Genomic DNA, 20,075 nt, shown 5'->3' on the forward strand with positions numbered 1-20,075 from the left:
GAGATCCATTCTCTTCTCAGGGAGAAGAACCCGAGGGTTTGGAATTCTTGAAAATAAGGGAATCGGCCACCAACTCCCAAAGGTATTTCACTCCGATATCGAGGTCGTACTCTTTCTTGAGACTTCGAAGGATCTGGTCCCTGCAGTTCTGACAGGCAGTCACCACCCATTTTGCCCCGCTGGTTTGGATCTGCCTGGCTTTGAGCCTCCCATGGAAAACCCGCTCCTCCTTGAAAGGCGTGGCCCAGGCTCCTCCGCCCGCACCACAACAGTAGCTTCCTTCCCTGTCGGGAACCATATCCACAAAATTTGGAGCACACTGCCGAACGATCCTTCGTGGTTCCTCAAAGTAGCCCTGCCCGAACGCCTTCAGCGACTTTCGACCATAGTGACAGGGATCATGATAGGTGGTCAGATCAGAAGGAAGCGACGGTTCCACATGAATGCGTTCTTGCTCAAGATATTGCACAAGGAGATCCACAACGGAGAGGACTCTGAAATGCTTCAAATCTTCCTTGAACCAGCGATTCAATCCATAACGGGTTGCGTAATAAGCGTGACCGCATTGCGGCAGGAGAAGCGTCTTACACTCCAGGCGGTGCATGTTTTCCACCAATCGCCCCACCATGGTTTTCATAGCTTCATCGTCTCCCGTGTAGAGCCCCCAGTTGAGCCCCTCCCAGTATTCCGAAGGAACGGTCCAGGATTCCCCGGCGGCATAAAAAATCTTCCACCAGAACTTCATGCTTTCAGGTTCGGCAAAAGCCTCCTTGGAATTCACAGTCACCAGGAGGTTTGCCCCTTTCGCATCGACAGGGACTTCAAAGCCGGCATATCCTTCTTCCCGCATCTCGCGCCCCATTTCCTGGAGCAAAGAAAGAAAATCCTCCTTGGGAATACCCAGGTTGTTGCCCTTCTCCAGACACAAGAGCACACCCTTTTGGAGAGCCCCCGGAACCTTCTTGCGGTCCCGCAGTCCTCGAACAGTACGTAAAAGGGCCACGATTTCGACGTTCATGGGACAGGCCTCCTCACACTTGCCGCAAAGCGTGCATTTCCAGGGCCATTGGGATGCGATCAACTCCTCCTCACGCCCCAGTATGGCCATGCGAACGGCTTTGAGCGGATCGAGGCCATCCACACCGGAAATGGGACAGGCACCGGCGCAACTGCCGCACGTGAGACATACATCTCCCCACTGGGCAGTAGGGAGAAGGCGCTGAGAACGTTTTCCGACCCCCTTGAGATCTTCCGGCGGGAAGGTCATTTCACGGCTCATGACAGGTTTGCCTGGCACGAACTTCAATTTCATGGAGGACCGGTCTATCCCAAATTCTTCACAGAGCTTTGCAAAATCGCTTTCAGATATGAGATAGCGTTTCCCGGCAACACTTCGGGCAGGGAGTTTCCCACTGTTCACCCAGTTGCGCACCGTATTGCGATGGACGCCCAGATGCTTTGCCAGCTCTCCCACACGAATGACGATCATGCTCCCTCCTTCACATGATCCAAAAGCCATAGACAGGCACCGCGAAGGGAGGCATCGACTTCCGCCGAGAGCCCCGGAGACACCTCTGCAGGTATATGTTTGGCCTGCACCGCCAGGATTCTGACCTCAACGCCTGCAGCATCCCGAAGCTCCGTAAGCAAATTCACCGAAGGAAACCGATGCAATGAAAAAGCGGCATTCTGATAAAGAGGAATCTGCTCAAGCTCTATCTCGAAGAGTTCTCCCGCCTTGCGGTTGGCCTGGATGACCGCGTCCACGATGAAGATTTTTCGGGGCTTTTCGGGCATCAGAAGCAAATCGAGCAGCACATTGCGAACACCCGTCCCCACATCCACGGCAAAGACATGATCAGGAAGAACATAATCCTGAAGAAGATGTTCGATCACACCCGGTCCAAACCCATCGTCTCCCAGGAGCGTGTTTCCGCATCCGAAAATGAGGACGGGATGACTGAAAATTTCTTGAATCATGGAATAATCCGACAAAAATCTTTCTGAGGTCTGCACATTCCAGCCCAAGCCACAGGCATTTTGTGCAGGTTGTGCAATCTTCGGATCACAAATATTATTCAAGCAATGTTGTGTCAACAGGTTTCTTTTTTGAAAAAACTCTGTTTGCAACGGACCGGCAAGCACCCGCATACATCAAATGAACGGACCATACGTGCTCTTCGAATCGGGAAAGGTTTGAAAGGGGAAGTTTGGGGAGTGAATGCGCAGTGCGTAGGTTGCGTTTCGAAACTCAATGCGACCTACGCGATGTGCTCTCCGTGTCTCCGTGGTGAATAGCGGGATATTGAAATCCGCCAATTCTCTTGAAAAAGAAAAGAAGGTTTTCAAAGGAGAAAAAGAGGTGCGGAAAACTCAAAAATATGAAAGATAAAAAATCAAGAAAATAAAAGACCATCCCCCCTTTCGCAGGGGGACGGTCCGGGACACACTTTTCAGATAAGCCATCAGGGGGTACAAGCAGCCTGAAGCAACCTCGTTTACGCTGAAATTTTAAAATTCTACCGGTTCAATTCCCCCGCCAGATCCTTGATGGCTCCGGCGATTTTGCTGAGTTCCCCCACCCGCTCCCTGGCCTTCTCCAGGTAAGGCAAGGCTTCGGGGTTTTTGTGATTTCCGAGGGCTTGCGCGACAAAATTCACTATGTAAGGATTCTCATGTTCCGTGAGAGAAACCAAAATGCGGAAGCTTTCCGGGGTCTCCAGGTTCCCGAGAACACTGATCAATCCCACCTTGAGCTCATCGAAGGCCGGGTTTTCCGAAAGCACCTTTTCAATCACGGGAATGGCGCGATCTCCAAGTTTCTCAAGATTTACCAGGCACTTCTGAGCAAAATAGGGAAACCGGAACATGGAAAGTTCCGCCAGCAGAAGAATGCTCTCGTCGCTGCCGTAGGCATAGAGAAGATCAGGTATAAAAAGGCTCGCCCAGGAAAAGGAATACGTCAGCGGCAAAAGGTAAGGAATGGCGCTGGGCCCCTCCTGCTCCAACTGATCCAGGTTGCCCGCCAGAGCCCGGCGCCGCATTTCATATCCCTCTTCCTGGCGGCCCGGAAATCTCTTGGGATCATTTGCGGCTTTGAGGCCATCCACCAGTTTCTTCAGCCGCTGATCATCGTTTGAGGGAAACAGGTCGCGGTAGACTCGCGCCCGCTGAGCGATCCAGAATTTTTCCAGCCAGGTCGACGGGGAATAGAAATAGACAAGGTTTTTCTTTTCCACTCCTTCTCTCTTATGGAACCCGTTTTCCTGATAGTAGGCCTTTTCTTCCTGAGCCACCTGCCACCGTTCACGCGCGATGTGGAAGGCTCTGTCGTAATCCCCCTGAACCAATGCGGTCATCACGGTGATATCATGGAGCCGATCCTCGTCGGGGTAGGATTCAAGGAGACGCTCTGCAAGGCGTTGAGCCTTCTCAAACTCCTGGGAAAACAGCAGGTCGAAGCCTTTTTCGACATCTTTTTCCAACCTTTCCTTACGCTTGGCCTGCTCCTCCATTTCCTGCAACCGGTCGGGAGGCATCCTCTTGCGGGCTTCCTCATGTTTGGGAAGGCAGCATTTCTTGTATTTCTTCCCCGATCCACAGGGGCATGGGTCATTTCGCCCCGCCTTGTGGATGACAAGATGATCCGCAAGGGCCATCTGCCGCCGGGATTCCTGGTACTCGCGGAGCAGCTTTTCCAATTCCTCCCGGCTCATGTTATACTTTGAAGCAATGGCATCGGGGTCACCGCCCTGAAGCAATTCTATTACAGGTCGAAGGGGATTCTGAGGGGACTGCTGGTTGCTTTCCATTTCCTGTTCCTTTCAAATATAGTATGGCGTGTTTGGGCGCGACCATCTTCAAACGGTCCATCCTCTCACGTAAGGGTTCAATGTGCAAGGCTTTTTAACAGCTTTTCCCGTTTCTGTCAAAACTATCAGCGCTCACACGAATAATCTCACAAAAATTCTTGCACATACCCGAAATGCCGACAGGCTCCAGGAACGGACGGAAACCTCCGCCATGTTCCGAAGGCCATCCCACTGGCAGGCACAGGAAAGGGATTTCACCTCCAATGGGCCTTGACGCACCGGTAGGAAATGGATAAGCTGAAGTTGAAAATTTCAATGAAGAGAGGGACGAGAGATGATCTCTGATATTGCGGAAGGGCTTTCTGCCAGCCTGGAAGACTACCTGGAAGTCATCTTCCACCTGGAGCAGTCGAATCGCGTGGCGCGCGCAAAAGATATCGCCGACCAAATGAATGTTCAGCGAGCCTCCGTGACGGGAGCGTTGAAGGCTTTGGCGAGTCGAGGGCTGATCAACTACAGTCCTTACAGTTACATCACTCTCACAGCCACTGGGCGCAATATCGCCAAAGACATCATCCGCCGCCATGATACGCTCAAGGAATTTTTCCTGACGGCCCTTCAGATGAATCCCGACGACGCCGAGGCAAATGCCTGCCGCATCGAACATGCCATCGATCCCGTGGCCATAGATCGGCTGGTCCGTTTTTTGGAGTTCATCCAAATCTGCCCACGCACGGGGATTGACTGGTTTGAGGCCTTCGCACGCTACTGCAAAAAAGGCATTCAAACATCCAACTGTGAAAACTGCCTCAAAGTATGCATGGATAAGGTCGATTGTCCGGAAGACAAGACTGAAGCATCCTCTTGACCTGCCTGACCATTCCCTTCAGCAAAAATCATCCCGAGCGATCCGCAACCTGCTTTGTATCGGGTTGGTTTGAATTGGCCAGCTGTACTGTAAAATCGAGAATCGCGGCACTTTCCTGATAAGCTCTACGGGTGAAGTCTCCCAGGTGCTCGGCGCTCCGCTGGAAATCTTCCACAAAAGCGTCCAGGTTTTGCTGGTCGTACCATTCCTCATAGCGGTCGAGCCCTTCCCTCAGCAACCCGAGAATTTCTTTCGTGTAGGGATTCATCTGAGTGATGGCCGAATAGAGCGCTCCATTCTGGGCGAAAATTCTCCCGAGCATATTCATCTCCAGGCGATAACTGGGGCTTGTGTATTCCATCGTTTCGGCTATATCCACCCCATAATCCCGAAGCACTCTCCCCGTAAGCATGGTGGTCATGTGAAAAAGCACCTGGATGATGCTCATCATGCGGTCGTGCTCCCGGGGCGTGGCCTCCTTGACCTTCACCCCTCTCTCCTCGAAAAGACGGCGCAGGCAGGCCCAATCCGCAGGTTCGATGCGAACGGGACAAGCCACAAGGGTTTGACCTTTGAAGGAGGAAATGCGTCCGCCAAACATGGGGTGAAGGCCCACGACGCTGGCTTGAGAGCGCAGCATCTCCCGGATGGGGGGTTCCTTGAGACTCGTAAGATCCATCAGCAGCTGGTCCGGGCGGACATAAGGAATCAGTTCGCGTATGACGGCTACCGTCTCATGGAGAGGCACGGCAAACAGGACAACGTCCGAATTTTCCACCACCTCCCGGTTGCCAGGCACCGTGGAACGATCTGCAACCGAAATCCTGTACCCCCACTCTTCAAAAAAGCGAGCGAACAGGCGGCCCATTTCCCCCCTGCCCCCGATGACTCCCATGCGAGCTCCAGGCCCCCATCGCGAAGAGGGTGCCGCATTCTTCAAGGCATCAAAATCGGACAAAACCTTACTGTCTGACATAACCTTTCCTTTCTGCGATGCACATGGATTCGCAGCAGATTCCCGTTCCATCGGGCGGCAGGACTTTTGCCGCTCGGGACTTTCTCCTCCCGGAGTACGTTTAAAAGCTCATGATCTCTGTGCAAAAATCGCTTCTGCCAGGGCAGAGATATCGCTTTCTCTCCCAAAACAAAAGCCGCGAGCAATTTCTTACCCACGGCCTGAACGTTTTGAAAACCGGACAAAAAAAGCCGTGGGCATCTTCGGGATCCCCACGGCTTATATGCTTTTCGCTTAGAGCCTAGTCGCTGCGTGCACCCCGAACACCACGGTAAGAGCCGCTGCAATAATAGCAATAATAACAGGCATGCAGAGTGCGCATTCAGTTCCCTCGCTGTTTCGTATCAATGTCAGCTGATTCTTAAACAAAACAAACCCGGGTTGTCAAGAACCTTTTGAAGGTTTTCAGCAATTCTCATTTTTTGGATGGCTCTCATGATTGGCATTTCCGGCATCCTCCTCAATCCCCCTTCATAAGGAGGATTTTATACTAAATCTCCCTCCTCAAGGGGGGGGAGGTTTTCAAAATGAGAATTGGTGACGGAACTACGGAGCCTCTTGCTTTGTCCGTTCCACTTTATTATAAGCTCAGAACTCGTTAACTTATATTCAAAGTAATCAAAAAGGTGGAATGCAGCAGCGCAATGAATGCACCAGAATCTCATCAAAATTTCCCGAAAGAACGCAACCGGTCTCGCGACTCCGTTTATGCGGCGCCGCGAGAAAAAATAGGGGATTTCGTCTTCGACGAAACCGTTGCGGATGTATTCCCCGATATGATTCAGAGATCCGTGCCGGGATACGACACGATCACCTCCCTGATCGGCGTCCTGGCCGGCCGCTACGCACAGCCAAACAGCACCTGCTATGATCTCGGATGCTCCCTGGGAGCCGCCACGCTCTCCATGCGCAGGCGCCTGCACCAGCCCGGCTGCCGCATCGTTGCGGTGGACAATTCCGAGGCCATGATCAGACGCTGCCGGCAAAATATCGATGCCGACGCTTCCGCCCCCCCCGTCGATATCCTGTGCACCGATATCCTGGATGTCAAAATTCGAAACGCCTCGGTGGTGGTCCTCAACTTCATTTTGCAGTTCATTCATCCGGAACAGCGCCTCCAGGCGCTCTCGAACATTTACCAAGGTCTGTTGCCGGGAGGAATTTTGATTCTCTCGGAAAAGATCCGTTTTTCCGATCTCAAACAGCAGACATTCCACACGGAAATGCACTATGCGTTCAAGAAAGACAACGGCTACAGCGATCTTGAAATCAGTCAAAAGCGCGCAGCGCTGGAGAAGGTACTGATTCCGGAGACTCTGACCGAACACCGGGAGCGTCTGCTCGCCGCCGGTTTCGCCCGGTGCGACGTGTGGTTTTAATGCCTCAATTTTGCCTCCCTCTTTGCGCGAAAATGATCGATTATACCGGCCTGTACCAAAAAATAGAACAAACGCCGCTGGCTCCGTGGTTCCAGATCCTGCCTTCCAAAGTGGCAAGAGCTTTCAACGACTCACCCCACGGCGACTGGCCCAGGTGGGAGTCCATCATCGAGCAAATGCCTCAACTGACACCCTCATCCGTGGATCTGAATACCGGCACCGTGCGCATCGGGAATGCCACCGACTGCGATCCCCTGGACCGGGAGAACCTTGAAAAACTGCTGCGGCAGCTTCACCCCTGGCGGAAGGGACCCTATTCGGTCTTCGGCATCCATATCGATACGGAATGGCGTTCGGACTGGAAATGGGAACGCCTCCGCGACCACATTCGACCGCTGAAGGGCAGGCTGGTACTGGATGTGGGCTGCGGCAACGGTTATCACTGCTGGCGCATGGCAGGCGCCGGAGCTCAACTCGTTGTCGGCATAGATCCCTACCTGTTGTTCATTGCGCAGTTCAGAGCACTGCAGCGTTTCGTGCGCGATGACCGGGTCCATCTGCTTCCCCTCGGTATCGAGGCCCTGCCGCAGAATCCGGGAGGGTTTGACAGTGTCTTTTCCATGGGGGTGCTGTATCACCGCCGCTCCCCCATCGACCACTTGATGGAATTGAGATCCTGCCTTCGAAGCGGCGGGGAACTCATTCTGGAAACACTGGTCATCGAGGGAAAAACCGGGGAAGTGCTGGTTCCGGAAGGCCGCTATGCAAAGATGCGCAATGTATGGTTCATCCCCTCCTGCCCCACCCTCGAACTCTGGCTGAAACGCTGCAGCTTCAAGGATGTCCGGCTGGTCAATGTCTGTGAGACCACCACCGAAGAACAGCGCTCTACCGGCTGGATGACCTACGAATCCCTGCCCGATTATCTCGACCCGAAAGACCGCCGGCTGACCGTGGAAGGATTGCCGGCGCCGAGAAGGGCAATCTTTCTGGCCACCTGCCCCTGACGAATGAGATTTTTTCAAAACCAGGATTTCCGACTCTTTTTCCCACGCTCCCCGGATTCCCCAAACAGACTCTGTCCGCTCTTTCCCTTCCCTTCATTCTGCCGGGGCAGGTGAGGCTTATCGTTTCAAAATTTTTTCTTCCAAAAGAGATGCTTTTCCCTCCATCAATGCCTAACAAAAGACCATAACACCTTTGCATCCGCAACGCTTGAAGCAGACCACGGGAGGCTGTTTACATGCAAGGACCTCTGAAAGTTGCCGTATTGGGTACAGGGCGGATGGGCTGCGGCATCATCCGGCTTCTCTTTCAAAAAAAAGGGCTGGAGCTGACCGGCGTTTACGGTCGTAGAACCGACCGGGCAGGGATCGATATCGGAAAGGCAGTGGGACTTGCAGAGGAAATCGGGATCAAAATATCGAACGACCTTCCGGCTCTGCTGAAAAAGGCAAAAGCTCACGTGGTGATCCAGGCCACATGCTCCAGGGTCTCCGAGGCTGCGGAAGAAATCAGAACCGCTCTTCACCAGGGAGCAAACGTCATTTCCATTGCAGAAGAAATGGCATATCCCGCCTGCCAATCCCCGCTCATCGCCAAAGAACTCCATGCGCTCGCTCTGCAAAAGAAAGTGACCGTCCTCGGAACCGGCATCAACCCGGGATTCGTGCTCGATCTTCTGGTGATCGCTCTCACAGGCGTGTGCTGGAAAGTGGAATCCATTACGGCAAAGCGGGTGAACGACCTCTCTCCTTACGGCCCATCCGTTCTGGCGGCCCAGGGAGTGGGTGTCACCCCTGAAGCGTTCCAAAAAGGCGTGGCGGAGGGTTCCATCGTCGGACACATGGGATTTCCCGAATCCATCGGCATGATTGCCAAAGCTCTCGGCTGGGAAATCGACAGGATCGAAGAGATCCGCAGCCCCATCGTTTCCAGGGTGAAGCGCGAAACCCCTTTCGTGAAAATCGAACCGGGGCTCACCGCAGGCTGTAACCACACTGCACTGGCCTATCGTGACGGCAATCCGGTCATCCACCTGGTGCACCCTCAACAGGTGCACCCACACCTGGAAGGCGTCGAAACGGGGGATTCCATAAAAATAGAGGGCGAGCCCAATGTCCATTTTTCCGGCAGTCCGGAAATCCCCGGTGGTATCGGCACGATCGCCCTGGCCGTCAACATGATTCCCCATGTCGTCAATGCTCCCCCCGGGCTGAAATCCATGGCGGATCTCCCCGTACCCGCAGCCTTCATGGGGGACATACGTACACTGCTCCAATAAAATCGAAGGGAGACGGCCAATGGCTGAACGCGCAGAGAAAGGTTCCTGGGTTGAAATTCACGGCATCGTGCTGGAAAAGGGTGAAAGAGCTCCACAGGTTCCCGAGGACACGCAAAGGGTCCCTCTGGAAATGAAGGTCAAGGGATTTCTGGTCCATGACGCCGTGGTGGGCGGGGAAGCTGAAATCGTCACGCCCGCCGGCCGGACGCTCAGGGGAAAACTCACAGCGGTCAATCCGCCGTACACGCACATGTTTGGTTCCCCGATTCCCGAACTCTCACGCATAGGAGGCGAAGTACGGGCGATTCTCAGGGAAAAGGGGCAGGCACAATGAATCCCCGCGATAGCTATGAATCCATAATGGCTCAGCGCACAGAAATCATGCGCTCTTCCGTCGGCATCGATTACGCTCGATACATCACTGGCCCCCTTTCCTTCGATTACGAAAGGCTGCTCGCCGACACCGGTTATGACCTTCAAACGATCCGTTCCATCCAGAGCGAGACCGGAGTGGGCAACACCCCCATGGTCGAACTCAGGAATCTCACCGGGCTTGCCCGCGCCGTTTCCAAGCCGGGAATGGGAGCGCGCATCTTTTTAAAGGACGAAGCAGCCAACCCTTCGGGGTCGTTCAAGGACCGCAGGGCCTCCCTTTCAGCTCATGAAGCGAAAAAGCGCGGCTACAGAGGAATTGCCGCGGCGACGAGCGGCAACTACGGTGCGGCGGTGGCTTCACAGGCGGCGAAAGCGGGCCTTCGATGCATCATCGTGCAGGAAGCCTTTGACAGCAAAGGGGTCGCGCAGCCGGAAATCGCTGAAAAAACGAGGGCCTGCGAAGCATACGGAGCGGAAGTCGTCCGGCTCTCCGTAGGTCCGGAACTCTTTTACGTCTTTCTTGCGGTGCTCAAAGAAACCGGGTACTTCAACGCTTCCCTCTACACCCCCTACTCCATCCTCGGAATCGAAACCCTGGGCTATGAGCTCGCCCTGCAGATCCAGACTGGGGAGGGAAGATTTCCCGATGTGGTGGTCGCCACGCATGCGGGGGGCGGGAACGTCACGGGCACGGCCCGAGGGCTCCTGAAAGCGGGTGCGGCGGAGACCCGAGTGGTTGCCGCAAGCGTGGACCTTTCCGGCCTCCATATGGCTTCGGACCGCGATTTCAATCGCAAGTCCTTCACCACCGGCCATACGGGCTTTTCCATTCCCTTTTCCACCTGGCCCGACAGGGCGGACGTGCCGAGAAACGCGGCACGGGCCCTTCGTTACATGGACCGCTTCGTTACAGTGACTCAAGGAGAGGTCTTTTATATCACGCAGGTCCTCGCTGAAATCGAGGGACTGGAACGCGGCCCGGCGGGAAACACCTCGCTCGCCGCCGCATTTGCCATGGCGCGACGGATGGAGCGGGACCAGATCATCGTCGTGCAGGAAACCGAATACACGGGAGCCGGCAAGCATCCATCCGCACAATTGAATCTCGCAAAACAAATGGGCATTGAGGTGGTGCGTGGGGATCCCGGAGCGAGCAAGCCGGGAAAATCCATCGTCATCCCGGAGCATCCCGCTCAAATTGAGGCCGTGGATGTGGACCTGGACCGGCTCAGAAGGTCCTACCTGCGAAATGCCCTTCATTCCCTTGGGGAGAAGCGGTTTCCCACCGAAACCGATGTGCGATTTTTGGCAGCCGATACAAAATCAACTCAGGACTATGTTCGGGAGGTGATTCATGAGCATTACGGAAAGAGCGGATGACTTCAAAACCCGGCGACAACATTTAGAAAAAATGTCCGATGAGGAACTGCACACGTATTTTTGGACTTTGGTGAATCAGATCGTTCAGCCCCTCGTGGAGGAAGCCAAAACCCATACTTCTCCTTCCATCGAACGGTCGGTGCTCCTGCGGATGGGCTTTTCCAGTCTGGAAGCAAAGTCCATCGTCAATACTATGCTCGAGAAGGGAATTCTCGGCCACGGCGCGGGGAACCTCATCCTTCGGCTCGCACGAAAGAAGGGCATTGCCGTACGGGAGGCTGGGCTTGCATTGATGGACGGAAAATATTGGGAGGAGGTGGCAGGATGAAATCCCTGGTCCCGGAAAAGAAAATCGACATCCAGGAAGTGCTCGAGGATTTGGACAAATACCGCCCCAAGCGAAAGGGATGGAGCTGGCGCAGGCATATTGAAAACCAGGAGATCGGCCCCTTCGTCTTCAAGGAAACGTCGCAAAACCTCAAAAATTCCGTGCCGCTTCCTTCAGCCCGGCACCTGGGGAACATAGATCCTCAATGCGATGTGGTGATCACGACGGAAATCGCATCCGGGCGGTTCGAAGACGATATCCGGCGCATGCGCATGGCGGCATGGCACGGAGCGGACCACATCATGGTCATCCGCACCGTGGGCCAGTCGCACTTCGACGGACTCATTGAAGGCACACCGGAGGGAGTGGGTGGAATCCCCATCACGAGAAAGCAGCTTCGAGCAACGCGCAAAGCCCTGGACGCCATCGAGGAGGAGGTGGGGAGGCCCATCAACTTCCATTCCTACGTGAGCGGAGTCGCGGGCCCGGAAATTGCCGTCATGTTTGCTGAAGAAGGTGTAAATGGAGCCCACCAGGACCCCCAGTACAACGTGCTCTACAGAAACATCAACATGCACCGTTCCTTCGTGGATGCCGCCGAAGCCAAAACGATCATGGCCGGAGCGGGAATCCTTCAGATCGACGGGGCGCATAATGCCAATGCCACGGCCAAAGAAGCCTGGAAGGTCATGCCGGAGCTCTTCGTGCAGCACGCCGTCAATGCGGCATTTTCCCTGGCGGTAGGCATGCCGAGGGAATTCATCGCTCTTTCCACGGTCCCTCCCACTGCACCCCCCGCACCCAAAATGCGTCTCGACCTCCCCTATGCCGTGGCGCTCCGGGAGATTTTCAAGGGGTTCAAATTCCGTGCTCAACAGAACACACGGTACATGGAAGCGGACATGGCCGAAGCGACCATCACCCATGTGCTCGACACATTGATTACCAGCATGACTCCCACCGACATTCAGAGCACCATCACCCCGGATGAAGGACGCAACGTGCCCTGGCATTACAACAACATCCTGGGAGTGAATACCGGCCGGCAGACCCTCATGGGAACGGACGGACTCATGGAGATGGTCGAACTGAAAAGGGAGGGCAGCCTGCCTGAAAAGGTTCGGGAATTGAAGGAACGCGCCGTTCTTTTCCTGGAGGAAATCCTTGAAGCGGGAGGTTATTTTGCTGCGGTGGAAGAAGGGCATTTCGTGGATTCGGGTTGTTTTCCCGAAAGAAAGGGAGATGGAATCGTCCGAGATCCCCACGGCGGAGTTGCCGCCGATTCCATCATAAAGCGTGAACCCGATTACGGCGCTCCCGTCTGCTGCCATTTCGGTGACAACGTTTATGCACCAAAGGACGAAAAGCCTTGCGGTTCATACGGGGGATGCACCCTCTGTGATCCCTCCAAGATTCAGTATATCGATGAACTGGACCCAATGGACAATGTACACAAACGCCTTGAAAAACCCCTCGAGGAAAAAGCCGCCGGATGGGTGCGGCCCGAAGTCGAATGGTCCGGGGACGGTATAGTGTGCGTCACCCTTTTTATCCCCGAGGAACCCGAAGTGGCGGAAGCGGCGGCCCTCAAGATGGCGGAAAAAATGGGGCTCTTGAACCCGGAAGTGATCAGCAGGCGGCTCATGCACCCTGCGGAAGGAAGCCTCTTTGAGGTCAAGGGAAGGCTCGATTATGCGGTGAAAAGGGATGAACTGGTCCTTCAGAAAAAAGAGGAAAGCTTACCCGACAAGGAAATCGAGGCCTATGTCCGGCCAAGAGACATCCATGTCGTGGGGGCCACAGTGGGGCAGGATGAACATTCCGTCGGATTGAGAGAGATTCTGGACATCAAGCATGGAGGCATTGAAAGGTACGGCTTCCAATGCCACTACCTGGGAACTTCGGTTTCTCTTTCCCGGGTCCTGGATGCCGTTGAGGAGACGGGCGCACGCATTGTTTTGATCTCCACCATAGTAACTCACAACGACATTCACAAGACCAACATGAAAAAACTCCATGACCTGGCCGTCGAACGGGGCTTGCGGAATAAGGTGCTCCTCATCGCCGGCGGCACCCAGGTGACCGACGAAATGGCCAGGGCCTGCGGCATGGACGCAGGATTCGGAAGGGGCGCCAAGGGGCGCCAGGTGGCCACATTCATTGTCAGAAACCTTAGTGGGGTCAGCCCTTGACATTGGAAATTGCAAGGGAGAACACAGCCAGCAATTTGCCAAGTGCGCTATCTTTCTCGGCCTTTTCCGGGAACCTCGCATACACCTTCGCAACTGCGGAATAGCTCAAACCGCCAAACAAATCTCCGATCCGGCGGTTGGTCAGCCCCGTATACTTTTTGAGTAAATAAATCGTCAGGTCCCTCTTGTCATCCTTCTGCACTGCCAGATCTTCGATGGAGATCCCCAAATGATGCGACACTATTTTCAATATCTCTTCAGCTCCCATCGATTTTTGCAGCTCACGCCGGGACGATACCTCCTCTTTGCTCAGGGTTTCATCCTTCAGCCGCCCCAGAGTCTTCCGAATAAAATTCTCTCCGCCCAGAATCGCTCCCCCGTAGACATCCTTCAAAGGACTCTCCAGCTCTTCCGATATAGCGCTCTCTATAAAGGCACGATATTTACTCCGGGCCAAAGCCGGGTCGCTCGCAAGCATTGCCAGGATAAGATCCCGATAAACTATCTCTTCCCCCTCTTTTTGAATAAATGACTTGTAACTGCTGTAAGGATAGGCCTCGGGTCTTTCGACTATCCCCGCTCTTACCGGATTCAGGTGGACATATCGGCTCAATTCCAGGAGGTAGTTGTCCTTATCCACCAGGATGGCTTTGTATCTGCCCTGGAAAAGATGCCCCGTCCGGCCTTTTCTCCTGTTGATGTAGTTGGTGTAGGATCCGTTGATGTAATGCATCACCTTGCTCAAATTTCCTCCGGGGGTTTCAATGAGCAGATGATAATGATTGGGCATCAGGACATAGCAGTGGAGGCGGTATGCGTACTTTTCCCGCGCTTCTTCAAGATAGGTTTTGAACCGATCGTAATCCGCCTTGGAAAAAAAGATCCTCTTGCGCTCATTTCCGCGACTCGTGACGTGATAAAAAGCGCCTTCGTGTTGAATCCGCAAAGGTCTCGCCATGAAAAACCTCCCATATAAGCGAAACCTTTAGCATGGGGAATGTCTCAAGTCAAGGGCTGACCCCATGGATACTGGAAAAGATGCCCCGTCCGGCCTTTTCTCCTGTTGATGTAGTTGGTGTAGGATCCGTTGATGTAATGCATCACCTTGCTCAAATTTCCTCCGGGGGTTTCAATGAGCAGATGATAATGATTGGGCATCAGGACATAGCAGTGGAGGCGGTATGCGTACTTTTCCCGCGCTTCCTCAAGATAGGTTTTGAACCGATCGTAATCCGCCTTGGAAAAAAAGATCCTCTTGCGCTCATTTCCGCGACTCGTGACGTGATAAAAAGCGCCTTCGTGTTGAATCCGCAAAGGTCTCGCCATGAAAAACCTCCCATATAAGCGAAACCTTTAGCATGGGGAATGTCTCAAGTCAAGGGCTGACCCCATGGATACAAAAATGGTTGCATTGTGAGGGATTTCATTCATACTTGTGGCTTAAAAATCAAAATAATATGAGGTTGCATTAATGTGGCGTAGAAGACTCAAGTGGACCAGCAGGGTGTCCGGACTCATTACATGCATCGTCATTTTCAGTTTGTTTGTTGCCGCCCTGCCGGCTTACGCCACCCAGACTCATAAGGCTCCTGAGGGTCTTTACATTCACCAGCTGGGACACCTTCTTTTTTTGGCCGCCGCCGCTTTTCTATTTTCAAGACTGCATCGCAATCCACTGCTTACAGGAAAAGGCTGGAATCGCATCAAGATTTCCTGTGCGTTCTTTTTTCTTTGGAACCTCTACGCCTTTGTAGGGCACATCCTGGAAGAGCTCATGCCGGCTCCGTCTTTTACAGGAAAGGCCGGGGTCTGGCATCAGGTTCTAGCGGAAGCGCCCGCAAGGATTGGAATTCCTTTTTACATTTTAAAATTCGACCATCTCATTTGCATGCCCGCCATTCTTTTCTTCTTTTGGGGCATCAAAACCTTGTATGAGGAGCAGAAATGATCAGTGGATTGCCGATTTGGCCTGTCTGGGCCGTGGATCTGTTCGGCTCGAGCGTAATGATCATTTTTGCTTTCCTGTCGCTGCGCTATGCTTTCAAAATATCGAGGAAGGACCCGGAGAATCTGATCTGGTCCTACCTGGTCGTCCTGGCATTGGTCTTTTCCGCTTTTTCCATAGGCAGAGGCGCGGGACATATCGCCAAGATCGTTCTTATCTCCATGGGAAAACAATCTGCATGGGAAAAAATCGCGCCCATTAGCGGGGCAATCAATACAGCCACCTTTATGTTTATCGCCTCCATTACCTTTTATTACCACAAGGTCGAGAAAACGTTTTATGTCGTTCAGAACTACGCAAAAAAAATCACTGAAGCCTATGACAAACTGGAAAAAGCCTACCAGGAAATCAAGGAGGACCAGGAAAAGATTATCCGCTTGGAAAGGCGCGCCACAGCCGCCCGCATGGCCTCCCTCCTGGCTCACGAGACGAGAAACCCCATACTCTCCATAGGCGGGTTTGTCAAAATCCTGCAGCGTAAATTTGCCTGTGACTTCGAACTGGGTCCGAAACTGGAAATCATCCTGGCGGAAACAGAAAAGCTGGAGCAGCTGGTGGCGGGGATCCTCAAGGCGGGTCATGAGATGGCTACCGAACTGCAAGAGACAAATCCCGATCTGATCTTTGAAGCATTGTTAGAGTCGGTCCAAGGTAAAGCCCGACTTGCGCAGGTGAGGGTGCTGACAGAGAAAGAGCCGGTCAAAGCACAGCTGATCGTTGACAAGGATTCGATCGTCATGGCGCTCAAGGAGGTTTTTGTAAATGCCATTGAAGCCTCTCCACAGCATGGCGAAGTTTCACTGCGGATGTTTCAGGAAGGAGACTGCGTCGTATTCACTATCCAGGATCACGGTCAGGGAATTGCAGCGGAGATACAAAACAAGATATTCGAACCGCTTTTCAGCACCAAGAAGCTGGCATCCGGGCTCGGTTTGTCATACGCCAAAGAAATGATTGAAACTCATGAAGGGCGCATCACGTTTGAAACCAAAGAGGGAGAGGGGACAACCTTTTTCATCTCTCTTCCCCTTTCAGGGGTCAGCCCTTGAAATTGGACTTTTCCATTCCGTTTTCATCCGCAGATTGAGCAGGCTAAATAATCCCGCCAACCCAAGATAGATGATCTCTTAATCTTCCAAAATCTGCTTAATTTGCGGATCAATTCAGCCTGATTTTCATCACATCAGATCTGGGCCGAGTGAATTTTTCTCTTGAAAAAACCGGCGAGTCCCTTGGAAAAAAGAACATGTACGGACCCTACATCACCATCGATCTTGAAAAAATTGAACACAATGCCCGTACAATAACCCGGCTCTGCAGGGCACACGGCATTGAAGTCACCGGTGTCACCAAGGTGACCTGCGGCATGCCCCAGGTGGCCAAAGCCATGCTTCGCGGCGGCGTCTCTTCCATCGGCGAATCCAGAATGAAGAATATTCACCGCCTGAAAGCCAATGGAGTCAACACTTCCTTCATGCTTCTCAGGATCCCACCCCTTTCAGGGGCTGACGATATCGTAGCCTCGGCAGATATCAGTCTGAATTCAGAACTCCCAGTGATCTCGGCACTTTCGGATGCCGCATGCCGCAGAGGGCTGGTTCATAAGATCATCATCATGGTCGATCTTGGCGACCTTCGCGAGGGAGTGTGGCCGGACGATCTTCTCCCGTTTGTCCGTGACGCAGTGGGCCTTCCCGGAATCCGCATCGTGGGTCTCGGAACGAATCTCAGTTGTTACGGAGGTGTAATTCCCACGGCAGAAAACATGAACCGGCTGGTCGAATACGCCTGCATGATCGAAAAGAGTTTCAGCATCGATCTGCAGTATATTTCAGGTGGGAATTCGAGCGCACTCAACCTCATTGCTTCGGGTAAGATGCCCAAGCGGATCAATCACGTGCGTATCGGCGAAGGGATTCTCCTTGGCCGCGAAACCATAAACCGGACCGCCTGGCCCGGCACCTTTCAGGATGCGTTTATGCTCCATGCGGAAGTGATCGAGTTGAAAGAAAAGCCATCCATGCCCATCGGGCCGACAAGCGAGGACGCATTCGGAGGTAAACCCGTTTTTGAAGATAAGGGTGAGATGATCCGGGCCATATTGAACATCGGGCGGGAAGATGTCGACATCGAAGGCATCAAGCCGGTGGATCTAGGACTTTCCATCCTCGGCGCATCCAGCGACCACCTCATCTTGGACGTCACACGGGCACAAAAAGCCGTTCATCTGGGGGAGGACCTGGCCTTTTCCATGAACTACGGGGCACTTTTGGCTGCCATGACTTCCCAGTATGTGGAAAAACGCCCTCTGAGAGGTCTCGAAATGGAACGACTTCGTGCCGGGGTGATGATTTTGTGTATCAGGGGAGCCAACGGTAAAGCCCCCTTCACGGTATTTGATATTGAAAGACTTGAGAAGGGCTTGAAAGTTCTGGGATATTCGAATGTCATAAAAAAGAACATCTCCTCTCCCTCGGGAGGAGAAACGCAGAGCCATGAAAGGCATTCCCCTTCCGCGGAAAACCGGCAGATCCTTGAAATGGCACCGGCAGTGGCTGATGGGGTGGTCGAAGCTCTTGCGCAAGATTGCATTCCCCTGGTTCTGGCAAATGATCCCGGGCATTGCCTTGGTGTCTACCAGGGATTGGCCCGATTTCTGCCGTCCTGCGGCACGATCATTCTCAGCGCTCACGGCGGCTTCATGCCCCCCCGTACCGATGTGCCCCTTCGGCACTCGGCACTTGGATCAGCTCTTGGCTTCGACGTGGGCACAACTGCGGCGCTTGCAGGCATTCAACCCTGCCTCCAACCGGAACAGGTCGTTTTGATCGGCCTGCGGGAAGTAGAGGACGAGGAAGCTCAACGGATCATCCACTCAGGCATAACCGTCTACACCATGGAAGAGATCGATGCCCTTGGGATACGCGAGGTCGCGGATCGTGCTCTGCATACTGCGGGAATGGGCACCGCGGGCATTCATTTGAACCTGAACATGGATGTTTTAGATCCCGGCGTGGCACCCGCAGTCCTTCAGCCTGCCAAAGGCGGCCTCTCCTACCGGGAGGGGCACCTCGTGATGGAAATGATCGCCCGGTCGGAACTTCTTCGATCCTTGGCGGTGGTAGGTTTCTCTCAGGAGAGGGACAAAAATGGCTCCACAGAGCGAACCGCAGTGGAGTATATTCTTTCCTTGTTTGGAAAGAAGATTCTTGGAACAGTGTAAACAATCTCTGAATACTGCAAGGCGATCACAGCAGGAGGCCTATCTTGGATCATCATCGGTCGAGTCATCTGACTCAGGCATTCATCCACCTCGATCATCTCACCCACAACATGAATCTGCTTCAAAGCCTGGTAGGCGACCGCCCCCTCTGGCCGGCCATCAAAGCCAATGCGTACGGCCATGGCGCAGAAATCGTCGGCCGCCATCTCATGGACATGGGATATGAAACCCTGTGCGTCGCTCATGTTTCGGAAGCCATCGATCTGAAGGAAGCGGGGCTGAACGCAACGTTCATCGTACTCTCAGCCACTTTACCGGAAAACAGTGAGTACCTGGTGGCCTACGGATGCGAACCCGTCGTCTGCACTCTTGAAATGGTGGAAGGGATCGCAAGGGTCGCTTCCAGAACGGGGAAAAAGGTTGCAGTACATCTCAAGGTGGATACCGGCATGGGCCGCGTGGGGATTCGCCCGGATCAGGTCGTTGAGTTTCTCGATCGTTGCCGTGACTACCCCGAGGTCACTGTAAAGGGCATCATGAGTCATTTCCCCATGGCCGACGAAGAGGACAAATCCTTTGCCGTACGCCAGATCGACCTGTTTCGGCAGGTGAAAGAAGCATCCAGAGGATACGGAATCAGCGTGTATCATTTCGCCAACAGTGCGGCTATCTTCGATCTGCCGGATGCTTACTTCGATGCCGCACGCCCGGGGATATCCATCTATGGTCTGAAACCGTCTCTTTCCATGTTGAACCCACGGGTAAAGGAACTCAAACCGGTCCTCGAATGGAAAAGCCGCATCACTTTTCTGAAGGAGGTACCCGCTGGAACGGGGCTGAGCTACGGGCACACCTTTCATACTCAAACTCCGTCTCTGATCGCGACCATCCCTCTGGGTTACGGAGATGGAATGAGCCGGCTGCTCTCCAATAAACTGCAATTCTTGATTCATGGGATCCGATGCCCACAGGTGGGGAGGATTTGTATGGATCAATGCCTGGTGGATGTGACCGCGCTCCGCGGCAGGGTGGAACCGGGAAATGAAGCCGTCATCGTGGGAAAACAGGGCAACGATGAAATCACGGTGGATGATCTTGCCCAAACTCTTGGCACCATCAATTATGAAATTGTGACCAACATCGCGAAACGCGTGCCTCGAATCCCCTTGAAGGCTTAGGGGCTTATATGGCTCAAGGTTTATATGAAAAAAGGC

Annotated in this window: 17 protein-coding genes and 1 pseudogene; 12 read left to right on the forward strand and 6 right to left on the reverse strand. The window is 53.6% G+C overall.

Features of this window, described 5'->3' with window-relative positions; all coding sequences use genetic code 11:
* Window positions 1–16 precede the first annotated feature (16 nt).
* From QMG16_RS11275 to QMG16_RS11285, 3 genes are all read right to left on the reverse strand, one after another.
* Complete coding sequence (locus QMG16_RS11275) at window positions 17–1,489, reverse strand: helix-turn-helix domain-containing protein (RefSeq protein ID WP_281794264.1); 1,473 nt, start codon at window positions 1,487–1,489, stop codon at window positions 17–19.
* Window positions 1,486–1,980 (reverse strand): hydrogenase maturation protease, encoded by a 495-nt coding sequence (locus QMG16_RS11280; RefSeq protein ID WP_281794265.1) that lies wholly within the window; start codon window positions 1,978–1,980, stop codon window positions 1,486–1,488. The genes QMG16_RS11275 and QMG16_RS11280 overlap by 4 nt, the downstream gene beginning before the upstream one ends.
* A gap of 539 nt (window positions 1,981–2,519) precedes the next feature.
* Complete coding sequence (locus QMG16_RS11285) at window positions 2,520–3,812, reverse strand: SEC-C metal-binding domain-containing protein (RefSeq protein WP_281794267.1); 1,293 nt, start codon at window positions 3,810–3,812, stop codon at window positions 2,520–2,522.
* A gap of 334 nt (window positions 3,813–4,146) precedes the next feature.
* On the opposite strand from QMG16_RS11285, the gene QMG16_RS11290 reads away from it, so the two are divergent.
* The gene (locus QMG16_RS11290) at window positions 4,147–4,680 is read left to right on the forward strand and encodes a metal-dependent transcriptional regulator (RefSeq protein WP_281794269.1); all 534 of its coding nucleotides are present in this window, start codon (window positions 4,147–4,149) and stop codon (window positions 4,678–4,680) included.
* A 28-nt stretch (window positions 4,681–4,708) separates the two neighbouring features.
* Here QMG16_RS11290 and QMG16_RS11295 read toward each other — a convergent pair whose 3' ends face one another.
* On the reverse strand, window positions 4,709–5,656 hold the full coding sequence (locus QMG16_RS11295; RefSeq protein ID WP_281794271.1) for a prephenate dehydrogenase/arogenate dehydrogenase family protein: 948 nt from the start codon (window positions 5,654–5,656) through the stop codon (window positions 4,709–4,711).
* 683 nt (window positions 5,657–6,339) lie between these two features.
* Between QMG16_RS11295 and cmoA the strand changes: the two genes are divergently transcribed.
* The 7 genes from cmoA (at window position 6,340) to oraE (ending at window position 13,633) form a co-directional block, all read left to right on the forward strand.
* Entirely contained in the window at window positions 6,340–7,074 is a 735-nt protein-coding gene (cmoA, locus tag QMG16_RS11300) for a carboxy-S-adenosyl-L-methionine synthase CmoA (protein ID WP_281794273.1), read from the forward strand.
* 32 nt (window positions 7,075–7,106) lie between these two features.
* Window positions 7,107–8,081, forward strand: a complete 975-nt coding sequence (gene cmoB / locus QMG16_RS11305) for a tRNA 5-methoxyuridine(34)/uridine 5-oxyacetic acid(34) synthase CmoB (RefSeq protein WP_281794275.1) — start codon at window positions 7,107–7,109, stop codon at window positions 8,079–8,081.
* 236 nt (window positions 8,082–8,317) lie between these two features.
* The gene (gene ord / locus QMG16_RS11310) at window positions 8,318–9,358 is read left to right on the forward strand and encodes a 2,4-diaminopentanoate dehydrogenase (RefSeq protein WP_281794276.1); all 1,041 of its coding nucleotides are present in this window, start codon (window positions 8,318–8,320) and stop codon (window positions 9,356–9,358) included.
* A 19-nt stretch (window positions 9,359–9,377) separates the two neighbouring features.
* Window positions 9,378–9,692: a 2-amino-4-oxopentanoate thiolase subunit OrtA gene (ortA, locus tag QMG16_RS11315; RefSeq protein ID WP_281794278.1), complete on the forward strand. Its 315-nt coding sequence runs from the start codon at window positions 9,378–9,380 to the stop codon at window positions 9,690–9,692.
* Window positions 9,689–11,113, forward strand: coding sequence for a 2-amino-4-oxopentanoate thiolase subunit OrtB (gene ortB / locus QMG16_RS11320; RefSeq protein WP_281794280.1), 1,425 nt, complete (start codon window positions 9,689–9,691; stop codon window positions 11,111–11,113). The genes ortA and ortB overlap by 4 nt, the downstream gene beginning before the upstream one ends.
* The gene (locus QMG16_RS11325) at window positions 11,094–11,441 is read left to right on the forward strand and encodes an ornithine aminomutase subunit alpha (protein WP_373878736.1); all 348 of its coding nucleotides are present in this window, start codon (window positions 11,094–11,096) and stop codon (window positions 11,439–11,441) included. The genes ortB and QMG16_RS11325 overlap by 20 nt, the downstream gene beginning before the upstream one ends.
* The gene (oraE, locus tag QMG16_RS11330; RefSeq protein ID WP_281794283.1) at window positions 11,438–13,633 is read left to right on the forward strand and encodes a D-ornithine 4,5-aminomutase subunit OraE; all 2,196 of its coding nucleotides are present in this window, start codon (window positions 11,438–11,440) and stop codon (window positions 13,631–13,633) included. The genes QMG16_RS11325 and oraE overlap by 4 nt, the downstream gene beginning before the upstream one ends.
* On the opposite strand, the gene QMG16_RS11335 is transcribed toward oraE, so the two are convergent.
* On the reverse strand, window positions 13,623–14,591 hold the full coding sequence (locus QMG16_RS11335) for an REP-associated tyrosine transposase (protein ID WP_281794284.1): 969 nt from the start codon (window positions 14,589–14,591) through the stop codon (window positions 13,623–13,625). The genes oraE and QMG16_RS11335 overlap by 11 nt on opposite strands.
* Window positions 14,592–14,662: 71 nt before the next feature.
* A pseudogene (locus tag QMG16_RS11340) lies at window positions 14,663–14,959 on the reverse strand (transposase); the annotation flags it as partial.
* Between the two features lie 145 nt (window positions 14,960–15,104).
* Here QMG16_RS11340 and QMG16_RS11345 point away from each other — a divergent pair.
* The 4 genes from QMG16_RS11345 (at window position 15,105) to alr (ending at window position 20,039) form a co-directional block, all read left to right on the forward strand.
* A complete protein-coding gene (locus QMG16_RS11345) occupies window positions 15,105–15,581 on the forward strand; it encodes a hypothetical protein (RefSeq protein ID WP_281794288.1) in 477 nt (158 codons plus the stop codon).
* Window positions 15,578–16,687 carry an ATP-binding protein gene (locus tag QMG16_RS11350; RefSeq protein ID WP_281794290.1) on the forward strand — a complete coding sequence of 370 codons (1,110 nt, stop codon included), beginning with the start codon at window positions 15,578–15,580 and terminating at the stop codon, window positions 16,685–16,687. The genes QMG16_RS11345 and QMG16_RS11350 overlap by 4 nt, the downstream gene beginning before the upstream one ends.
* A gap of 197 nt (window positions 16,688–16,884) precedes the next feature.
* On the forward strand, window positions 16,885–18,861 hold the full coding sequence (locus QMG16_RS11355) for an alanine racemase (protein ID WP_281794292.1): 1,977 nt from the start codon (window positions 16,885–16,887) through the stop codon (window positions 18,859–18,861).
* A 44-nt stretch (window positions 18,862–18,905) separates the two neighbouring features.
* Entirely contained in the window at window positions 18,906–20,039 is a 1,134-nt protein-coding gene (gene alr, locus QMG16_RS11360; protein WP_281794294.1) for an alanine racemase, read from the forward strand.
* Window positions 20,040–20,075: the final 36 nt, after the last annotated feature.

It is taken from the genome of Desulforhabdus amnigena, assembly GCF_027925305.1.
Lineage (GTDB): Bacteria > Desulfobacterota > Syntrophobacteria > Syntrophobacterales > Syntrophobacteraceae > Desulforhabdus > Desulforhabdus amnigena.

Excerpts from the sequence above, each read along its gene's own strand:
- QMG16_RS11280 (WP_281794265.1), bottom strand. The coding sequence starts at position 1,980 with ATGATTCAAGAAATTTTCAGTCATCCCGTCCTCATTTTCGGATGCGGA.
- cmoA (WP_281794273.1), top strand. The coding sequence starts at position 6,340 with ATGAATGCACCAGAATCTCATCAAAATTTCCCGAAAGAACGCAACCGG.
- QMG16_RS11355 (WP_281794292.1), top strand. The coding sequence starts at position 16,885 with ATGTACGGACCCTACATCACCATCGATCTTGAAAAAATTGAACACAAT.
- QMG16_RS11275 (WP_281794264.1), bottom strand. The coding sequence starts at position 1,489 with ATGATCGTCATTCGTGTGGGAGAGCTGGCAAAGCATCTGGGCGTCCAT.
- oraE (WP_281794283.1), top strand. The coding sequence starts at position 11,438 with ATGAAATCCCTGGTCCCGGAAAAGAAAATCGACATCCAGGAAGTGCTC.
- cmoB (WP_281794275.1), top strand. The coding sequence starts at position 7,107 with ATGATCGATTATACCGGCCTGTACCAAAAAATAGAACAAACGCCGCTG.
- QMG16_RS11345 (WP_281794288.1), top strand. The coding sequence starts at position 15,105 with ATGTGGCGTAGAAGACTCAAGTGGACCAGCAGGGTGTCCGGACTCATT.
- QMG16_RS11295 (WP_281794271.1), bottom strand. The coding sequence starts at position 5,656 with ATGTCAGACAGTAAGGTTTTGTCCGATTTTGATGCCTTGAAGAATGCG.
- QMG16_RS11335 (WP_281794284.1), bottom strand. The coding sequence starts at position 14,591 with ATGGCGAGACCTTTGCGGATTCAACACGAAGGCGCTTTTTATCACGTC.
- ortB (WP_281794280.1), top strand. The coding sequence starts at position 9,689 with ATGAATCCCCGCGATAGCTATGAATCCATAATGGCTCAGCGCACAGAA.
- QMG16_RS11290 (WP_281794269.1), top strand. The coding sequence starts at position 4,147 with ATGATCTCTGATATTGCGGAAGGGCTTTCTGCCAGCCTGGAAGACTAC.
- ord (WP_281794276.1), top strand. The coding sequence starts at position 8,318 with ATGCAAGGACCTCTGAAAGTTGCCGTATTGGGTACAGGGCGGATGGGC.
- ortA (WP_281794278.1), top strand. The coding sequence starts at position 9,378 with ATGGCTGAACGCGCAGAGAAAGGTTCCTGGGTTGAAATTCACGGCATC.
- QMG16_RS11350 (WP_281794290.1), top strand. The coding sequence starts at position 15,578 with ATGATCAGTGGATTGCCGATTTGGCCTGTCTGGGCCGTGGATCTGTTC.
- QMG16_RS11285 (WP_281794267.1), bottom strand. The coding sequence starts at position 3,812 with ATGGAAAGCAACCAGCAGTCCCCTCAGAATCCCCTTCGACCTGTAATA.